At 36.4% G+C, this 16843-nt stretch carries 23 protein-coding genes; 19 read left to right on the top strand and 4 right to left on the bottom strand.

The features are described from left to right. Positions 1-160 precede the first annotated feature (160 nt). Positions 161-589, bottom strand: a complete 429-nt coding sequence (locus tag MIDI_RS08070) for a hypothetical protein (protein ID WP_148234162.1) — start codon at positions 587-589, stop codon at positions 161-163. Between the two features lie 173 nt (positions 590-762). After that, a complete protein-coding gene (locus MIDI_RS06400) occupies positions 763-1200 on the bottom strand; it encodes a hypothetical protein (RefSeq protein ID WP_052567716.1) in 438 nt (145 codons plus the stop codon). A 548-nt stretch (positions 1201-1748) separates the two neighbouring features. Here MIDI_RS06400 and MIDI_RS04800 point away from each other — a divergent pair. From MIDI_RS04800 to nuoH, 4 genes are all read left to right on the top strand, one after another. Beyond that, positions 1749-1919 carry an aminopeptidase P family N-terminal domain-containing protein gene (locus tag MIDI_RS04800; protein ID WP_160162276.1) on the top strand — a complete coding sequence of 57 codons (171 nt, stop codon included), beginning with the start codon at positions 1749-1751 and terminating at the stop codon, positions 1917-1919. Between the two features lie 41 nt (positions 1920-1960). Then, the gene (locus tag MIDI_RS06395; protein WP_052567715.1) at positions 1961-2590 is read left to right on the top strand and encodes an aminopeptidase P family N-terminal domain-containing protein; all 630 of its coding nucleotides are present in this window, start codon (positions 1961-1963) and stop codon (positions 2588-2590) included. A 102-nt stretch (positions 2591-2692) separates the two neighbouring features. Next, the gene (locus MIDI_RS06385; protein ID WP_237697441.1) at positions 2693-3298 is read left to right on the top strand and encodes a M24 family metallopeptidase; all 606 of its coding nucleotides are present in this window, start codon (positions 2693-2695) and stop codon (positions 3296-3298) included. 48 nt (positions 3299-3346) lie between these two features. Then, positions 3347-4348, top strand: coding sequence for an NADH-quinone oxidoreductase subunit NuoH (gene nuoH / locus MIDI_RS04790; RefSeq protein WP_013951457.1), 1002 nt, complete (start codon positions 3347-3349; stop codon positions 4346-4348). Positions 4349-4355: 7 nt separating this feature from the next. Here the strand turns inward: nuoH and MIDI_RS04785 are convergent, their stop codons facing one another. Continuing rightward, positions 4356-6095 (bottom strand): ABC transporter transmembrane domain-containing protein, encoded by a 1740-nt coding sequence (locus MIDI_RS04785; protein ID WP_013951456.1) that lies wholly within the window; start codon positions 6093-6095, stop codon positions 4356-4358. 152 nt (positions 6096-6247) lie between these two features. On the opposite strand from MIDI_RS04785, the gene MIDI_RS04780 reads away from it, so the two are divergent. The 15 genes from MIDI_RS04780 to MIDI_RS04720 all read left to right on the top strand — a co-directional run bounded on the left by MIDI_RS04780 (position 6248) and on the right by MIDI_RS04720 (position 16469). Then, a complete protein-coding gene (locus MIDI_RS04780) occupies positions 6248-7639 on the top strand; it encodes a DegQ family serine endoprotease (RefSeq protein ID WP_052567711.1) in 1392 nt (463 codons plus the stop codon). A 2-nt stretch (positions 7640-7641) separates the two neighbouring features. Then, positions 7642-8688 carry a UDP-3-O-(3-hydroxymyristoyl)glucosamine N-acyltransferase gene (gene lpxD, locus MIDI_RS07355; RefSeq protein ID WP_041185517.1) on the top strand — a complete coding sequence of 349 codons (1047 nt, stop codon included), beginning with the start codon at positions 7642-7644 and terminating at the stop codon, positions 8686-8688. Beyond that, positions 8685-9137 (top strand): 3-hydroxyacyl-ACP dehydratase FabZ, encoded by a 453-nt coding sequence (gene fabZ, locus MIDI_RS04770; protein ID WP_013951454.1) that lies wholly within the window; start codon positions 8685-8687, stop codon positions 9135-9137. Before lpxD ends, fabZ begins: the two co-directional genes overlap by 4 nt. Then, positions 9121-9861, top strand: a complete 741-nt coding sequence (lpxA, locus tag MIDI_RS04765; protein ID WP_013951453.1) for an acyl-ACP--UDP-N-acetylglucosamine O-acyltransferase — start codon at positions 9121-9123, stop codon at positions 9859-9861. The genes fabZ and lpxA overlap by 17 nt, the downstream gene beginning before the upstream one ends. 100 nt (positions 9862-9961) lie before the next feature. Further along, positions 9962-10810, top strand: a complete 849-nt coding sequence (locus MIDI_RS04760) for an LpxI family protein (RefSeq protein ID WP_052567710.1) — start codon at positions 9962-9964, stop codon at positions 10808-10810. A 336-nt stretch (positions 10811-11146) separates the two neighbouring features. Beyond that, positions 11147-11386, top strand: coding sequence for a translation initiation factor IF-1 (gene infA / locus MIDI_RS04755; RefSeq protein ID WP_013951451.1), 240 nt, complete (start codon positions 11147-11149; stop codon positions 11384-11386). A gap of 26 nt (positions 11387-11412) precedes the next feature. Next, a complete protein-coding gene (locus MIDI_RS04750; RefSeq protein ID WP_202795461.1) occupies positions 11413-11994 on the top strand; it encodes a Maf family protein in 582 nt (193 codons plus the stop codon). Between the two features lie 87 nt (positions 11995-12081). Continuing rightward, positions 12082-12927, top strand: coding sequence for a motility-associated protein (locus MIDI_RS04745; RefSeq protein ID WP_013951449.1), 846 nt, complete (start codon positions 12082-12084; stop codon positions 12925-12927). A gap of 13 nt (positions 12928-12940) precedes the next feature. After that, complete coding sequence (locus MIDI_RS04740; protein ID WP_013951448.1) at positions 12941-13828, top strand: flagellar motor protein MotB; 888 nt, start codon at positions 12941-12943, stop codon at positions 13826-13828. A gap of 94 nt (positions 13829-13922) precedes the next feature. Further along, positions 13923-14291 carry a hypothetical protein gene (locus MIDI_RS04735; protein ID WP_148234161.1) on the top strand — a complete coding sequence of 123 codons (369 nt, stop codon included), beginning with the start codon at positions 13923-13925 and terminating at the stop codon, positions 14289-14291. A 148-nt stretch (positions 14292-14439) separates the two neighbouring features. Continuing rightward, positions 14440-14790, top strand: coding sequence for a hypothetical protein (locus MIDI_RS04730; protein WP_237697350.1), 351 nt, complete (start codon positions 14440-14442; stop codon positions 14788-14790). Positions 14791-14795: 5 nt separating this feature from the next. Continuing rightward, positions 14796-15323: an NADPH-dependent FMN reductase gene (locus MIDI_RS04725; RefSeq protein WP_013951445.1), complete on the top strand. Its 528-nt coding sequence runs from the start codon at positions 14796-14798 to the stop codon at positions 15321-15323. A gap of 241 nt (positions 15324-15564) precedes the next feature. Further along, a complete protein-coding gene (locus MIDI_RS10615) occupies positions 15565-15798 on the top strand; it encodes a hypothetical protein (RefSeq protein WP_237697349.1) in 234 nt (77 codons plus the stop codon). A gap of 198 nt (positions 15799-15996) precedes the next feature. Beyond that, positions 15997-16215: a transposase gene (locus tag MIDI_RS07345; protein WP_148234160.1), complete on the top strand. Its 219-nt coding sequence runs from the start codon at positions 15997-15999 to the stop codon at positions 16213-16215. Positions 16216-16241: 26 nt separating this feature from the next. Beyond that, positions 16242-16469 carry a hypothetical protein gene (locus tag MIDI_RS04720; RefSeq protein WP_013951444.1) on the top strand — a complete coding sequence of 76 codons (228 nt, stop codon included), beginning with the start codon at positions 16242-16244 and terminating at the stop codon, positions 16467-16469. A gap of 134 nt (positions 16470-16603) precedes the next feature. Here MIDI_RS04720 and MIDI_RS04715 read toward each other — a convergent pair whose 3' ends face one another. Continuing rightward, entirely contained in the window at positions 16604-16834 is a 231-nt protein-coding gene (locus MIDI_RS04715) for a hypothetical protein (RefSeq protein ID WP_148234159.1), read from the bottom strand. Positions 16835-16843: the final 9 nt, after the last annotated feature.

The raw sequence follows: 16843 nt of genomic DNA, 5'->3' as shown, positions 1-16843 counted from the left end.
TCTAAATAAAGACTCAATTTAGAAATATGGCTGCAACTATAGAAGATTCACCAAATATAAGAAACAGGATTTATCACTTAAAAGTCGATAAAGATAAAATGTTGCTTTTGATAGTGTGATTCAACCTAACTTTTATGACGTTAAAATAGGCAAAATAGAATTAAGTGAGAAGAGATAAATAGGGTTGTATGAATGTTCTATCGATGTCAGAGTCTGCCAAGAAATTGATTGGCGAGCGATGCCTTAAAGACCTTATTACGGCTAGTACGTAAGTTATGACAAACCTTCCAGCTTTTTGTTGAGTCAACGTACCTGTTTGTTTCCCTTTGCAGCAATTCAGCAGAATGACCAACGGGATGACCGCGTCTCGCATCAGCTCAACAAAGCGATTGTAGCTGACAAGCTTTGGCAATTCCTCTCTGAGAGAGGTTTGAAAACAGTTTAGGTAAAAATCTTTGAATCCGGTAATGCCCTCAAATGAAACAAAACGAGGATCGTTATAACTTCGGAAAGCATCATCCCAGACTCTCGTTTCCTTTGTCTCTGCGAGTTTCTTAAGGATCTTTGGTACATGAGTTGTTGCTTGCAAAAATCATCAATCAAACAAAATATTTCTACTAGGGGAACCACTTTTCTTATTTATCGTGAAATTGAGAAAAACTTAATGATTACACAGCTTCTTTGAAGCCATATCAGATAATTTCTTTAAAACTTACCTCAAACTGGGGTTATTTAAGCCAACTATTCTTGATAATACCGCCCTCAATTTGTATGGGGTTTTGTTGGTATTGTGCTGAAAATGCATATGTGCCCAATGGCTTTTTTTAGACTCTCTATTTCTCCATCCCTATTACTATGCAGATACTCACCCACCTTTTGTTTACAAGAGAAATTGTGATGAGTCACTACCTCGTCCATCTTAGCTATTAGCGGCAGGCCTAAGAGTTGCCAATTATGAGGATCCTTTTCTAGTAGAAATCCCGTTAAGTCTTTTACATGCAATCTTTGCATTACCACAATGATTGCTCCCTTTTTTTGATCATTTAACCTTGAAGTAAAGGTTTGTTCAAACCAAATGTTAGCACGTTTTCTAAAGGAATTGCTAAGCGCTTGCATTGGAGTCAGTGGGTCATAACTATTAAAAATCTGCCCTTTACCTGTCCAAAGTACCTCCCATTGAAGTTGCGAGACGAAATCCATTTTTATTCGTTACAAACTTACGTTTACTGTTTTCTCCCCTCAATATCTGAGTGTTAGGAAAACTTTTTCTATACCAATCGGACAATATTATTTTTCTACAATCCAATTCGTGCTTTATGCTAAGAGCTTGACTGTAGCTTGCACTTATAATTTTATAAAGCAGGATTTTTAAGCTAAGAGCCGAACAGACCAAGCAACACTTACACAGATCGATTTTAAGGACCGAGGAGGAATATTAAAATTAAGTCAAGATGCCAATTATTTAAAAAATTCTTGATTATGATGCAATGTATTAAAAGATTTATGTAAAAAACTTTTAAAATCGCATTTTAATATCTTTGTAAGAATACTTTTCATTTCTCCAATTAATAGTTTTGCAGTAATTATAATGGTATATCTATACTGGCCGGAAGGTTGCTGATAATGAATAGTTTTAACCGCATTACTAAACTAAGAGATTTACTGAAACAATATAATATCGATGGTTATTTAGTTCCAAGCTATGACGAGTTTAGAAGTGAATACCCCCCCCCAAATCTTTGCAAAGGTTGGAATGGTTAACGGGTTTTACTGGATCGAACGGACTCTTAATTATTAAAGAAGAGAAATTAATATTTTTAACTGATAGCAGATATCTTCTTCAAGCCGCACAACAATTAGGAAACAAGTATCAAATATTGGATATGGCAGATGAGGCTTCCTGGAAGCAAGGTCGCTAAAATAATCAATGGATCTTGCGTATTGGTCTATGACCCTATGATTGAGAGCGTTAACAGTATGCAATATCATCAAAGAATGTTTTCGGGGGGAAAATATTCAACTACAAGGTATCAAAGAAAATTTAGTAGACTTGATTTGTGCAGATAAACCCAAGTTAGAATCTAAAAAAATCTTAAGGTTAGCTAAAAAAGATGCTGAGTTGTCCACTGGGGAAAAACTGGAGCAGCTACTCTCAAAAATGGATAAAAATGTAGATTACCTTTTAGTTACTCAACTAGATTCAATATGTTGGCTACTCAATATTAGAGGCTTTGATATTAAGTACTCGCCTCTAATTTTAGCTTATCTGATAATTAAAAAAACGGGTGAGGTTTATCTCTTTTCTGATTTTGTCGCTGAAAAAATAGAGGGAGTAGAAGTACTTAAATTAAACCAAATAAAAGAATTCTTTATTGAGCTAATTATTTCAGGTTCTACAATACAAGCGAGTACTGCGGTCTCTTATTGGTTTAAGGAAACTGTGGGTACCGGCCTATTCATCAAGGAAGATATTATGGAATCCTTAAAGGCTTGTAAAAACGAAGTTGAGATAGAAAATATAAAGCAAACTCACTTTTTAGACGGTCTGCCTTATGCAGGTTTATATGTGGCTCGATGTCCACATAGGTAAGGTCACAGAAATATCAGCTGCTGAGGAATTTTTAAAATTTAGGCAAATGGCAAAAAATTTTGTAGATTTAACTATAAGCCGAGCAAGAAAACTGATAAAACTATTACTAAAGATAACTTATATTTACTTGATTCTGGAGGCCAATATAAATTTGGTACTACTGACGTTACCAGAACTTTTTGCTTTGGTGGCCCAAATACTGAGCAAAAAAGGAATTATACACTAGTATTAAAGGGGTTAATTAGGCTTTCTCAATTAAAATTCCCAATCGGTACTAACGGAGCACAGTTGGATTCTTTAGCGCGCCTTGACTTATGGCAGTACGGCTTAGACTATGGACATAGTACAGGACATGGAGTTGGATATTTCTTATCCGTGCATGAAGGACCAAGAACTTTTAGCAGGTCGGGCTCTGCTCCTTTAAGAGTAGGTATGGTAACATCTAATGAGCCAGGTTATTATAAAGAAGGGGCATATGGAATACGTATTGAAAATTTGATGTTAGTTGTAGAGTCTGAAACAAAAGGATTTTTAGAATTTGAAACGTTAACCCTTGTGCCAATACCTCATAATTTAGTAGATTTTGACCTTCTTGATAATAGAGAAAAAGCTTGGTTACAAAACTATAACCAGAAAGTTTTTGAAAAAATGTCTCCACACTTAACCGCAGAAGAGAGAAATCGATTGCAAAGCATTTGCTATTGCTAAAAAGTATAGTTAGTATAGTAAAAAGGCGGATTTTTAGGTTAGTTTTATATGGTGGAATTTTTTGAGAGCATCAGCACAATCTTATTAAAAATTCTAGCTTTACTAGTACCATTAATTTTATCTGTAGCCTATCTTACTTTAATGGAACGTAAAGTAATTGGTTGGATGCAGCTTAGGTTAGGGCCAAATGTTACTGGACCTTTTGGGTTACTACAACCAATTGCAGATGCAGTCAAATTAATCTTCAAAGAGCCTATTATACCAGCTCACTCTGACAAATTGCTATTCTTTTTAGCCCCTGCTATTACCTTTTCTCTCGCAATGATAGGGTGGGCGGTGATCCCCATTTCAGATTTTGTAATTGCCGATATAAACGTCGGAGTGCTTTATCTTCTTGCTATATCATCTTTAGGTGTTTATGGCATTATTATTGCAGGTTGGGCAAGTAATTCTAAGTACGCATTTTTAGGGGCTATTAGATCGGCTGCGCAAATGGTATCTTATGAAGTATCTATTGGACTTTGTATAGTAACTGTTCTTATCGTAACTCAAACCATGAATTTAAAACAAATAGTACTAGTTCAACAGGACATGCCTCTTTATTTACGACTGCTTCTTTTGCCAATGTTTGCGGTTTTTTTTATTTCTATACTGGCAGAAACAAATAGGCATCCATTTGATCTACCGGAAGCTGAATCAGAGCTAGTGGCAGGCTATAACGTTGAATATTCTTCAACCGCATTTGCACTTTTCTTCTTAGGAGAATATGCAAATATGATATTAATGTCTGCAATTGCAACCATTTTGTTTTTAGGTGGCTGGCTCCCTCCTTTTGGCTTGCTTTATTTAAGTTTTATTCCAGGGGTTGTCTGGTTTGTCATAAAAATTTTATTTTGTTTATTTGTATTTATTTGGGTTAGAGCTTCCTTACCACGTTACCGTTACGACCAATTAATGAGGTTGGGATGGAAGGTGCTACTGCCCCTAACTCTCTTTTGGGTAGTTTTAGTTGCTTCTATAGTCTTCATTACCGGCTCTAAGCCTGCGTAAGTCCTTTTCAGGAGTAGGGCAACTTATCATATAGTGAAAAATGTTTTCTATACTCAGGACTGCTTTTTAGCAGAAATTCATGCGTACCCCTTGCCGCAATATGACCATTTTTTAATAACAATATTTGATCAGCATTCACAATTGTAGAAATTCTATGAGCAATTACGATGGTAGTCCTATCTTTCATTAATTTATCTAAGGCATTTTGGATCAAATTTTCATTTTTGCTATCCAATGCGCTTGTTGCTTCATCTAATAATAATATTTTAGGGTTTTTCAAAAGAGCTCTAGCAATTGCTATACGCTGCTTTTGTCCTCCAGATAACTTCGTTCCTTTTTCTCCTAAAAAAGTGTTAAAGCCCCCCGGTAATTTTTGGATAAAATTATATGCGGAAGCAAATTTTGCTGCTCTAATGACCTCCTCTTTACTAGCATCCGGATTACCATACAAGATATTTTGATAAGCCGAAGCTGAGAAAACAACAGGATCTTGCCCAACATATCCGAAGTTGTTGCGTAAGTCTGCCAAATTAAGATTTTTTATATCTATCCCATCAAGCAGAATTCCTCCTTGCTGCACATCGTAAAATCTTAGTATAAGTTGAACAATTGTACTCTTACCAGATCCGGATTCACCAACTATGGCCAACATTTTTCCAGGCTCAACAGCAAAAGAAATATTTTGTAATACTGACTTTTGCGGTATATAAGAGAAATAAACACCCTTAAAAGCTAAAGTACCACGGTTATTCGAAATTAACTTGACTGGATTTTTGGGATTTTTTATGGCAGGCTCAATATTTAAAAATTCAAAAATTCTTTGCGTGGCCCCGGCCGCTTTTTGAATTTCACCAAACGCTTCGGTAATTGACATGGAAGTTGTAGCGCAGATTAAAGATAAAAATATAAAAGTCGATAATTGACCAGGACTTAATGTTCCTGCCAAAACATCGTGGCCGCCAACCCAGAGAATTGTGCCTATTCCTCCAAATATTAAACATATTACTACCACAACAAGCAAGGCTCTAGTTTTTATTCCAAGTTTGCCTGTATTAACTGTATAATCCAAGCTGGTTGCAAAATTTCTCCGTTGGTACTCCTCTCTAGTATAAGACTGCACCACTTTTATAAAAGAAATAGTCTCTTCCGATTCAGAAGATAATTCTGCAACAGTATCTTGGTACTTCCTTGCAATACTTTTTAATTTCCTGCTTACTGATATAATTGGCACTAAGACTACAGGTATCATCGCAAGTATCATAATAGTAAGCTTAAGACTTGAAATTGCAAGCATAACGATACTTCCTACTAACATTATAGAATTGCGCATGGTAACTGAAATACTGCTTATTACAGATTGCAAAAGGGCGGTGTCTGTATTTAATCCGGATAATATTTCTCCAGTCCTCTTATCTTCATAAAATGACGGTGACAGCTCTAATATCTTGCTATACATATCTTCTCTGATATCTCTAACAACATATTCCCCAGTTAGAGTGATAAGAGAGCATCTAAGGCCCGTTGCAATTGCAAGAATTAAGGCTATACTTATGAAATATAACATTGCCGAATCAAGCATAACTGTATTTTTGGCAACTATTGCTTTATCTATAACATACCCTAAACTATGACTCATTATAAGTACTGAAGAAGAGGTAATAATTAGACAAATAAAAACCCCGAGCAGGTAATTCTTATATATTTTTAAATAATCAAGTATTTTTTTCTTAAGGACTTTCTTTATCATTGGATATGATCTATTTTTATGTATGATATACATATACTTCATTTTCTAAAAAATGAAGATTTTTGTTCGGGTATGTTTATTTGTTGATGAATATTTAAAAGGTTAAGATTGTGAAAAAATTTTTGCTACCCATACTATTATCGATCTGTCTTTTGGCGAAAAATGCAAACGCAGGAGCTATTCCTCCCGCTTCTTTTAGCGAAGTGGTTGAAAAAAGTATGCCAGCTGTGGTTAATATATCAACCTCAACTTCACAAAAAGTTATCAAAAAAAGGCAACAACTAGATGCGGATAACCCTTACGATATATTACGTGACCTTTTTGAACGCGAATTTGGGTTAAATCCTTATGGTGGTGAACAACCAGTCCCACCGAGGAAAGCTATTTCTCTAGGATCAGGATTTATTGTCGATCCAAGTGGTTATATAGTCACAAATAACCATGTAATTGATGAAGCAGACGAAATTAATGTTACATTAAGCGGTGAAAATGGTTTGTCTTACAAAGCAAAGTTAATAGGAAAAGATTCAAAGACTGACCTTGCCGTGCTTAAAATAGATGTTGGAAGCAATCTTCCTTTCATTAAATTTGGTGATTCTGACAAGGCAAAAGTTGGAGATTTTATCCTGGTAATTGGCAATCCATTTGGCCTAGGAGGATCAGTGAGCCTGGGCATCATTTCTGCTAAAGCAAGGAATATAAATAGCGGCCATTTTGATGATTTTATTCAAACAGATGCAGCCATAAATGTAGGTAACTCTGGGGGGCCTATGCTTAATACTGAGGGGGAGGTTATAGGGGTGAACTCAGTTATACTATCACCTTCTAAAGGCAACATCGGTATAGGTTTTGCTATACCTTCTAATATGGTGCAATATGTCTTTAAGCAGTTAAAAGAAAAAGGTAAAATAGTTCGTGGACACCTGGGGGTTACCATTCAAGATATAGAAAAAGGACTAGCTGATGATCTTGGATTGAGAGGAATTAGGGGCGCTTTAGTTAGCGGAGCCTTAAAAGGCAGCCCAGCTGAACGTGCTGGAATAAGAATTGGTGACGTTATCACAAAACTCGATGGCAAAGCAATTACTTCAGCTTCTCAATTACCAAGACTGGTTGGAGAAATTGAACTCAATAAGAAAGTTAATCTTGAAATATTCAGGGATGGCAAAATTATTAATATTCAGGTGAATGTTGAGAAGTCAAAAGAAGAAGATACAATCGCTTCTAATGATGTTGAAGCTTCCAAAAACACTTCCGTATTTGGAATGCAGGTGCAAACTATTAATTCCCGGTTAATTAAAAAATTTAATTTAAGAGACAATGCGAAAGGAGTTCTAGTAACCGGCGTTGAACGCGGAAGCCTTGCTGCAATGGTCGGAATAAGAGCGGGAGATATCGTGATAAGCGTTAATAAAAAAGAAGTTACTACAGCTAAAGAATTTGATGCTATTACTTCTAATATTAAAAAAAGTGGAAAAGGATCAGCAACGTTCTTAATAGCAAGAGGAGAAAGCACTTTCTTTGTTTCTTTAGAGGACAATTAGTTATGGCGGAATTTCGGGAAAGGTTTTGGCAGCCAGTACAAAAAATGGAAATTAGAAAAATAGCTTCTATCATAAAGGCAGAAGTTGTTGGGAACCAAGAATTATTAATTGAAAGCCTGAAGACCCTAAAAAATGCAGCATCTGGGGACTTAACTTTCTTAAGCAACCCTAAGTATAACAAACAGTTGCAAGAATCTAAGGCCTCTGCCTGTATTATAAAAGAAATTGACTTGCCACTTGTTCCTGAAGGAATGGCGGCTATAATAGTTGATAATCCTTATTTTGCCTGGGCACAAATCTTAGAGTTGTTTTTTCCGAATATTACTGTAGATTCCAATATGTCAGATAGAGCATTCATAAGTCCCACTGCCAAAATCGGTTCTGGCTCTTTTATTGGAGCTGGTGCAGTTATAGAAGATGAAGCAGAAATCGGCTCCAATTGTCATATTTATCCAGGGGTTTATATAGGAAAAAAAGTTGTTATTGGCAGCAATGTTAAGGTGGGTCATGCGGCAACAATTGAATACAGTAAAATTGGCAATAACTGTATCATTCATGCCGGTGCAAGAATCGGCCAGGACGGATTTGGCTTTGCCAACGATGATAATCGAATTATCAAAGTAAACCAAGTTGGCGCCGTTATTATTGGTGACAACGTGGAGATAGGAGCTAACAGTTGTATAGATAGAGGGGCTATTGAAGACACAGTAATAAAGGATAATACTAAAATAGATAACCTGGTACAAGTTGCCCATAATGTTAAAATCGGCCAGAGCTGTTTCTTAGCGGGCCAAGTCGGGATTGCAGGCAGTACCGTAATTGGAAATGGTGTTATGCTTGGAGGCCAAGTTGGCGTTGTCGGCCATTTAGAATTGAAAGATGGAGTGGTGGCTAGTGGAGCCAGCGTCATTACAAAAGATCTTGAAAAAGGTAAAGTAGTAGGTGGTTACCCAGCAGTTGATATTAATCAGTGGCATAGACAAACAACTTTATTGAAAAAAATGGTTGAAACCGCTAAATCATCATTAGATTCAAAGGAGAATAAATGAGCAGCATATTAAATATTCAGCAGATAATGAAGCTGATTCCACATAGGTACCCCTTTTTGCTAATAGACAAGATCATTAGTATAGAATCCGGTATAAAAGCCGTAGCCTTAAAAAACGTTACGGTAAACGAAAATTTCTTCGTGGGACACTTTCCTATAAAGCCTGTCATGCCAGGTGTATTAATAATAGAAGCTATGGCACAGGCTGCTGCTGTATTTTTGATCCATGATACGAAAGCAGAAATGAATAATAAGTTAATTTATTTCACTTCAATCGAGAATGCAAAATTTAGAAAACCCGTAGAGCCTGGTGACACGATGATCATAGAAGTTTCTAAGATTCAGTCTAGAAGCAGCATGTGGAAAATCAAAGGAGAAGTAAGAGTAAACGATACTCTAGTTACAGAAGCAATTGTGAGTGCGGTTTTGGTTGATGTCGAAGATAAATAATATAAGTAGTTCAGCCACAATACACCCTACCGCAATCATTGCTCCGTCTGTAATAATAGAGGGCCTTGTTGAAATAGGCCCTTATTGTCACATAGAAGGTAATGTAACTTTAAAAAAATCAGTAAAATTACATTCCCATGTTTGTATAACTGGTAATACTGAAATTGGCTCTGGCACTGAAATCTTTCCATTTGCCTCTCTCGGTTATCAGCCTCAAGACTTAAAATATGCTAGGGAAGAATCGGCTCTTATTATAGGAGAGCACAATGTTATCAGGGAATACGTCACTATGCACCCTGGAACTAAACATGGATTAATGAAAACAGTGGTTGGGAATAATTGTTTATTTATGGTCGGCTGCCATATTGCCCACGACTGCATTATAGGCAATAGTGTTATTATAGCTAACAATGCAGGACTTGCAGGACATGTAGTACTCGAAGATAACGTCATAATAGGCGGGTTGTCGGGTGTACACCAGTTTGTAAGAATTGGTAAATATTCTATGATAGGTGGTATGACCGCTGTTAGAGAGAGCGTCACCCCTTATAGCGTAATAATAGGGCCCAAGGGCACCTTAGAGGGTGTAAATAATGTCGGTATGAGGAGGGCTAACTTTAATAGAAAAGATATAGAGGCGGCTGCTGATGTATTTAAGAAAATATTTTTTGAGCAGGAGGGAGTAATGAGTGAAAGAATTGAAGAAGCTGCGAATTTTTTTTAGAGGTAGTCATGTTGTGCAAGATATATTAGATTTTATAAAAAATAATAATCAAAGAGCGATTTGCATGCCAAAAGATGATAAGAATTTCAGGAGGTAACCTTTGTCTCCCCATAGAACTGCTAATAACCTTTTAGATGTAAAAAAAGTAGCTGTTATTGCTGGTCGCGGTTGGCTACCGAAGCACGTGCTAGAAGGCTGTATAGAAAAAGGTATTGGATGCGAAATCATTGCAATAGAAGATCAATTTTCAAAAGAGATTTTTGAAGGAAAAAGCTATTATACTTTTCCTATGCATGCAATTGGCAAGATTATTAATAAGATTAAATCTTTAAGTATAAAGCACATTGTGTTAGCCGGCACAGTAAAAAGAACGGGTGTTACTAAATTATTGCTAGATTTAAAAGGGGCTAAGCTTCTTACTATGATAATGAAAGCTGGACTTAATGACGATTCGATTTTGCGTACTGTTATAGCATTTTTAGAATCAGAAGGGTTCGCCATTATTCCTCCTGAAAAACTTGCCACATCAATTATAGTCCAGAGTGGCCTCTTAACAAAAACCAAGCCTGATCCAGCAGCATTTGCTGACATAAAGAAGGGTACTGAAATATTAAAAGCAGTAGCAAATTTTGACGTAGGTCAAGCATTGGTTATACAAAACGGCTTAGTTTTAGGAGTAGAAGCAGCAGAAGGTACAGATGAACTCATAAAACGCTGTGGGCTGATCCAACAAAAGGATGAGGAAATGTGTATATTAATAAAAATATGCAAACCTAACCAAGATAAAAGGATTGACCTGCCTTGCGTAGGGCCAGAAACTATAAAGAATCTATACCGCTACAATTTTAAAGGTGTTGCACTTGAGGCTAGCTCTGCATTAATACTAAACAAAGAGGAAACTTTAGCGGAAGCTGATAGATTAGGAATATTTATCTACGGTATCTCCTAGAAAAAATTTCTAGCGTCTTATAATTGAGCAGTGGTTATCGTATATCACCTAAAGCAATATTAGACCTTTTTCTTATAGCTAAAAGTCTTCATGCTGGGTAAAAAAAGTTGCGCACGTAGGGGTTTGCATATCCTACGGCAGCCTAGGGATCTATTTTAAAGTATAAAAAGAGGCGAAGTTCTCTAAAAATTTGTAATCTTTCGATACCGCCTTGGTGATATTACTAATTATGAACAGTACTAAATAATATTCAAAACGAACTCATAGGTAGGCTTGCAATAAAAGCTTATTGGGCTTATAATCCCTCCAAGTGCTTATAGGTGTTAATGAATATAGATGTCCAACAAAGAAGAGCTATTAGAGTTTAAGGGTAAAATTCTAGAATTGCTGCCCAATGCCATGTTTAGGGTGGAATTAGAAAATGGCCATAAAATTATTGCCTACACTTCTGGTAAAATGCGTAAAAATAGAATTAAGGTGTTGGTAGGCGATGACGTAACAGTTGAAATGACGCCTTATGATTTAACAAAGGGTAGAGTAACTCATAGACGCACTGATCTTCCCATAAAGTTCTAGGTAATATGACAACGCCAAGGCTAATATTGGCCTCATCATCAAAGCGCAGGCTATCGGTTCTTTCTCAAATGGGTTATAAACCAGATTTAATTATCCCAGCAGACATAGATGAGACACCTAAAGAAAGCGAAGGTCCTCGTAGCCTTGCGCTCCGTCTTGGCTTTGAGAAAGCTTTGAAAATCTCTAAAGAATATCCCCTTGATGCTGTCTTGGGAGCAGATACAGTAGTTGGAGTAGGGCGTACAATTCTGCCGAAAGGAGAAACAGAAGCAGATGCTTTATATTGTTTGGAGAAATTATCAGGACGGCGACATAAAGTTTATACCGGCGTGTGCTTAATTTACAACGGTAGAATTTCTAAAAAAATATCAGTAACAACCTTGAAATTTAAAGTATTGTCAAAAATAGAAAAGGATGAATTCATCAAGACCGGGCAATGGCATGGTAAAGCAGGAGGGTATGCTTTGCAAGGATTTGCCGCTCAATTCATAGAAAGTATGAGTGGTGTTGATACTAATGTTTTAGGCTTACCAGCTTGTTTAGTCCACAAGATATTATCCGGAATTGGCATTAAAAAAGACTACACCATATCAACAGAAATTTGTTAAATTATTTTTTATTTTTATTAAGTACTACTGCTTTACAAATATTGCTTACATTGTTTAAGCTTATTTAGTATACTCTAGGTAGAAAATATGTCTTTAAAGTTTGGTTTTGTAGTAGCTATCTTATCATTAGTTATTGGTTACTTGGGCAGTGGTGGCAATCTTCATGTACTACTGCAACCCTTTGAATGGCTCGAAATTATTGGGATTGCGATTGGGACGTTTATTATATCTAATCCAAAACCGGTACAGAAAGCGCTATTTGCGAATTTTCACAAAATAGGCAAAAATTCTCCTTATTCTAGGACAGAATCTATTGAGTTTTTGTCTATTATTTTCCAGTTCTTAAAATATGCAAATGGCGCCCCTCTTGCAGAAATTGAAAAACAGATTGACAATCCTAAGCAAAGCAATTTTTTCCGCAAACTTTATTTAGTGCCCAACGGAGAAGAATTAATAAAATTTTTCTGTGATTATTTCAGGCTAACTATTATGGGATTTAATAAATCACATGAATTAGAGGCAATAATGGATAATCACATTGATGAAAAAAGAATTGAGATTGAAAAAATGGCTGATGCTCTATTGCGACTGGGTGATTCTTTACCAGCGCTTGGAATAATCGTTGCGGTACTTGGAGTTGTTACGGCCATGGGGGCAGTCGGCGCAGAGCCAGCAATACTAGGTGCAAGGATAGCTTCTGCTCTAATTGGAACTTTTATAGGAGTATTTCTGTCATATGGAATAGTTACACCAATTGGCCTGTTCTTACAAAAATTCTGTTTAGAAGAAACTTTATTTTTTGAAGCCATAAAAGTTGCTATTATATCACACGTAAACGGCAATCCACCTTCTATTTCTATTGAATTTGTGAGGCAAACTCTTCCTGAAACCATAAAGCCTTCTTTTACTGAATTAGAGAGCAAAATAATCTAGTGGGAGGGATATCATGCTAAATAAAGACAAATCTATTATAGTTAGAAAGAATATAATTCTTCAGAAGGATAGCCATCATGGCGGAGCTTGGAAAGTGGCTTATGCTGACTTTGTGACTGCGATGATGGCTTTCTTTTTGCTGCTGTGGCTCCTTAATTCAACCCCTTCACAAAAATTGAAGGGAATCGCCCAGTATTTTGAACCAACTATAGGCCTCATGAATAGAAAATCTTTAGATAAGGATTCTTCCGAAAGCAGAAGTGAAGACGAAGCGCCTTCAGATGGCCCCTCTGTTAGCGGCCTTGTGTATGGAGTTAAACGGGCTGGCCAAATAGTTTCTATCCAACAACAAGGTATGGAACAGACAGATATCGAAACAGAAAATAAGACTTTTATGTCCACCCAAGAAAACATTGAGCGGCGAATACAATCTGATGCCGCTTTAAGTAAATTCAAAAATCAAATTACTTTAGAGCAAACTCCTGAAGGGTTATTGATACAGGTTCAAGATTCAGACGAACAAGAAATGTTCGAATCTGGTAGCACTACACTTTCTCCTAATGCCAAATTAATTTTGGAGAAAATCGTAAAACTTATTCAATATTCCCCTAACTTCATCTCAATAGGTGGCTATACAGACAGAATTAATAATAATACTGGTAACTATACTGCTTGGGAATTATCAGCTGATAGGGCCAATGCTGCCAGGAGGTTTATAGTTAGTAGAGGTATTGCAAGTGATAGAATCGCCAAGGTCGTCGCATATGCTGACTCAGCTCCTTTATATGAAAACAACCCGTATGCTGCTAAAAATAGGAGGGTGTCCATAATGCTTATGCGTAGCTCAGTTATGCCTTTTTATAAAGTTTCCGCACCTAAGGATTTAAAACCATCTAAATAGTTGAAAAAATAATTTAGTTTAGTAATCTGAATTTGTTTTGTTCTTTACTTTGCGTATAGTGTAAAAAATACCGTGAAGATGTATGATGGAGAATTTGATTGAAAAAATACAAATGAATGAATTTGACTTTTTGGTCTTCTTTATTGATTTGATTTATATAATGTTTGCAACAGTAATTTGTATCCGCTTTGCTGGTTACTTCGCAAATTTTAAGTTTGACCACTTAGTTAGGGATGCTTCTCATGCCTTTAATATAATTCTGATCTGTAGTTACATTTTTTTTATAGTACTCATATCAGCAAATATACTCCATCATGCAATGCATGAATCTTTTCTTAACTGCTTACTTAGTATTGTCTCATATACCTTACTTGTTATTACCGTAATGCTATCTAGGAAACCAATAGCGTTAATTAACGCAGTACCTGATTTTATATTTGCGCAAAAACTCTCAAGAAAATAAGGCAAGTCAGCTGTACGATTCTATCAGTTTTATTGCTTCTGGAATTGCTGTTAGCGGCATTCTCTACTATTTTTATGAACTAAGTTTAGTAAGCATTTTCTTGCTTTGTATCTCGGTAGAGTTTTCCTTGGAGCTCGTTTTCAGAGCAGTGATGATTTTAAATTTAACTAATTTAAAAAAACTAGTGCTAGAACATAATTTAAGATTAATAGGAACCGCCAGTATCTTAAAACTTCATTTTAGTTTGATATTTGCAGCTTTAGCTGGTTTGGTCGATATTAGTGAGGATAGCGGTATATTAATTTTTCTAACTTGGCTACCAATTTCAATAATTTTATTTTTTATCATAACCGGGATAACTTTCTTGCTTGAAAAATTGCTTTTTAAGAATACTGATATACTCTATATTCTTCATAAGGATACGGATTATACAATCATAATTGCCAGATTTCTCTTACTGTTAAGCTTGGATATCGCTACAATGATACTCTTAAATTAATCATCATGAAAAATATTATTGCTATACCAGGTAGTTTAAGACAAAACTCGCTTAATTTAGAATTACTTAGATCAGTTTGTGCGCAATTTAGTACAGAAGCAAGGGTATGGATCACGCCCCAAGCTAAACTGGAGTGGCCGCTCTTCAATCAAGATGTTCCTTTACCTGAAAATTTAAGTAAAGATTTGATTGAATATAAAAACTTATTGAAAAACAGTGAAGGGGTTCTAATTGCTTCTCCAGAATATAACGCCTCTGTGAGTGGGGTGCTCAAAAATTTTATTGATTGGCTTTCCAGAGAGCCTAATCCCTTTTCGAACAAAAAAGTAGGCCTAATAAGTGTTAGCACCAGCCCATTTGGAGGAATAAGGGGTCTAATGCATTTAAGAGATGTCATGGCACAGCTTGGAGCCTTTGTATATCCTAAAAATATGTGCCTATATACAAATGGCACAGCTTACTCAGAACAACAATTACGTTTAATTAAGGACTTTGCTCACAACTTCTTTAACTTTATAGATAGCAAATTATAACTCCAATGCAGCACCTCAAATATGCCATTACAGCTCAATTGAGGCAGTATTTATTGGATCGCATAAACTGAATAATGCGGTATCATCTGCTTGTTCTGTAAATAGACCCAGTTTGAGGTAAGTAAAGAAATTATCTGATATGGCTTCAGAGAAGCTGTGTAACCATTAAGTTCTTCTCAATTTCACGATAAATAAGAAAAGTGGTTCCCCTAGTAGAAATATTTTGTTTGATTGATGATTTTTGCAAGCAACAACTCACGTACCAAAGATCCTTAAGAAACTTGCTGAATTGCTGCAAAGGGAAACAAACAGGTACGTTGACTCAACAAAAGCTGGAAGGTTTGTCATAACTTACGTATTAGCCGTAATAAGGTCTTTAAAGTCATCGCTCAGCGTGGGAAAACGTCAACCCGGATGGTTCTTTGGCTTTAAGTGGTTCTCAATGATCAAGGAGAGATTATGTCATTCACACTGACCTCAGAATACAGATGATCGAGCCGCTGTCGAGAAACCGACTCAATATTTGACAGGCCTTCTATTCGGAGATCGGTGGTATATAAGCAAAAACACTGAGCAATCAAGGTATTGAGCTCATCACACGGCTTAAGAAAAACATGAAAAACAAAACCCGCGCTTGCGGCTTTTAAACAACTACTTCTTGCAAGGGCGTGGATTGATTGAAACAGCCATCGGACAATTGAAAGAGATTTGCCAAATCCAGAACCACGGGCATCACTCGCCAAACAATTTCTTGGCAGGGCTCTTGGCTTATGTCTTCAAACCCAATATATCCCATGGAAAAATAGGCTCACGGGCCTACTCCTTACGTCAAACTGAGGTTATATTAGCGATTCTCTTCACGTGCGTTAAGAGGGGGGGGGTGGGTATATAGTAGGAGATTTTGCAACAATTAGCTTAATGTGCGGCATTATTGGCAGCAGTATAGGATTATTTAGTATGCATTATTGGCAAAAATATCGGGGAATAGACGCAGCTGAAACCCATAAAACTATAGCTGCTTTAGAGATGAAAGAAAAAATAAAGTTGGATATGCTAATAGCACTGACCAAATTGAAGAATGGTATAAGGAAAATACTAAAAATAAAGAAACGTAGCGGTTGGCAAAGAACTTCGGCGAACGTATAGCAAAAGCTACACAAAGCAATGATAACCTCTCTATATCCTAATCCTTGCAATCCTATAACTTAGCGCTTCGGCTGCTATATGTATTTTATTAATTTCTTTTTCCTGAGCAAGATCAAGCAATAGTTCTTGCGACTTTAAGTTACTCTATTGAAGGAGCGCATAGAAGGTGATAATTTGCCAGCAGCTTCTTCCATAATTTTTTTGCACTCATTATCAAGGCTGGTAAATTTGTAAAGCAGCTCCCCACCTGGTTCAGCATTACTTGATACTTCGGTTTCTTTGTTACCTATCTTGCTGAACAGTGGCCGCATACCCGCCGCATACCCAACTCGTCTTGCAATTTTCTGCCGAGCTTTCACCTTCATCTTCATTTT

Origin of the sequence: Candidatus Midichloria mitochondrii IricVA (genome assembly GCF_000219355.1) — a bacterium.
Lineage (GTDB): Bacteria > Pseudomonadota > Alphaproteobacteria > Rickettsiales > Midichloriaceae > Midichloria > Midichloria mitochondrii.
This window is presented reverse-complemented; position numbering and strand designations above follow the sequence as displayed.

Bases quoted from the DNA above. Each gene is read 5' to 3' on its own strand.
- MIDI_RS04715 (WP_148234159.1), bottom strand. From the start codon at position 16,834: ATGAAGGTGAAAGCTCGGCAGAAAATTGCAAGACGAGTTGGGTATGCG.
- infA (WP_013951451.1), top strand. From the start codon at position 11,147: ATGTCCAACAAAGAAGAGCTATTAGAGTTTAAGGGTAAAATTCTAGAA.
- lpxD (WP_041185517.1), top strand. From the start codon at position 7,642: ATGGCGGAATTTCGGGAAAGGTTTTGGCAGCCAGTACAAAAAATGGAA.
- MIDI_RS04785 (WP_013951456.1), bottom strand. From the start codon at position 6,095: ATGATAAAGAAAGTCCTTAAGAAAAAAATACTTGATTATTTAAAAATA.
- MIDI_RS04745 (WP_013951449.1), top strand. From the start codon at position 12,082: ATGTCTTTAAAGTTTGGTTTTGTAGTAGCTATCTTATCATTAGTTATT.
- lpxA (WP_013951453.1), top strand. From the start codon at position 9,121: ATGTCGAAGATAAATAATATAAGTAGTTCAGCCACAATACACCCTACC.
- fabZ (WP_013951454.1), top strand. From the start codon at position 8,685: ATGAGCAGCATATTAAATATTCAGCAGATAATGAAGCTGATTCCACAT.
- MIDI_RS04725 (WP_013951445.1), top strand. From the start codon at position 14,796: ATGAAAAATATTATTGCTATACCAGGTAGTTTAAGACAAAACTCGCTT.
- MIDI_RS04740 (WP_013951448.1), top strand. From the start codon at position 12,941: ATGCTAAATAAAGACAAATCTATTATAGTTAGAAAGAATATAATTCTT.
- MIDI_RS06400 (WP_052567716.1), bottom strand. From the start codon at position 1,200: ATGGATTTCGTCTCGCAACTTCAATGGGAGGTACTTTGGACAGGTAAA.
- nuoH (WP_013951457.1), top strand. From the start codon at position 3,347: ATGGTGGAATTTTTTGAGAGCATCAGCACAATCTTATTAAAAATTCTA.
- MIDI_RS04720 (WP_013951444.1), top strand. From the start codon at position 16,242: ATGTGCGGCATTATTGGCAGCAGTATAGGATTATTTAGTATGCATTAT.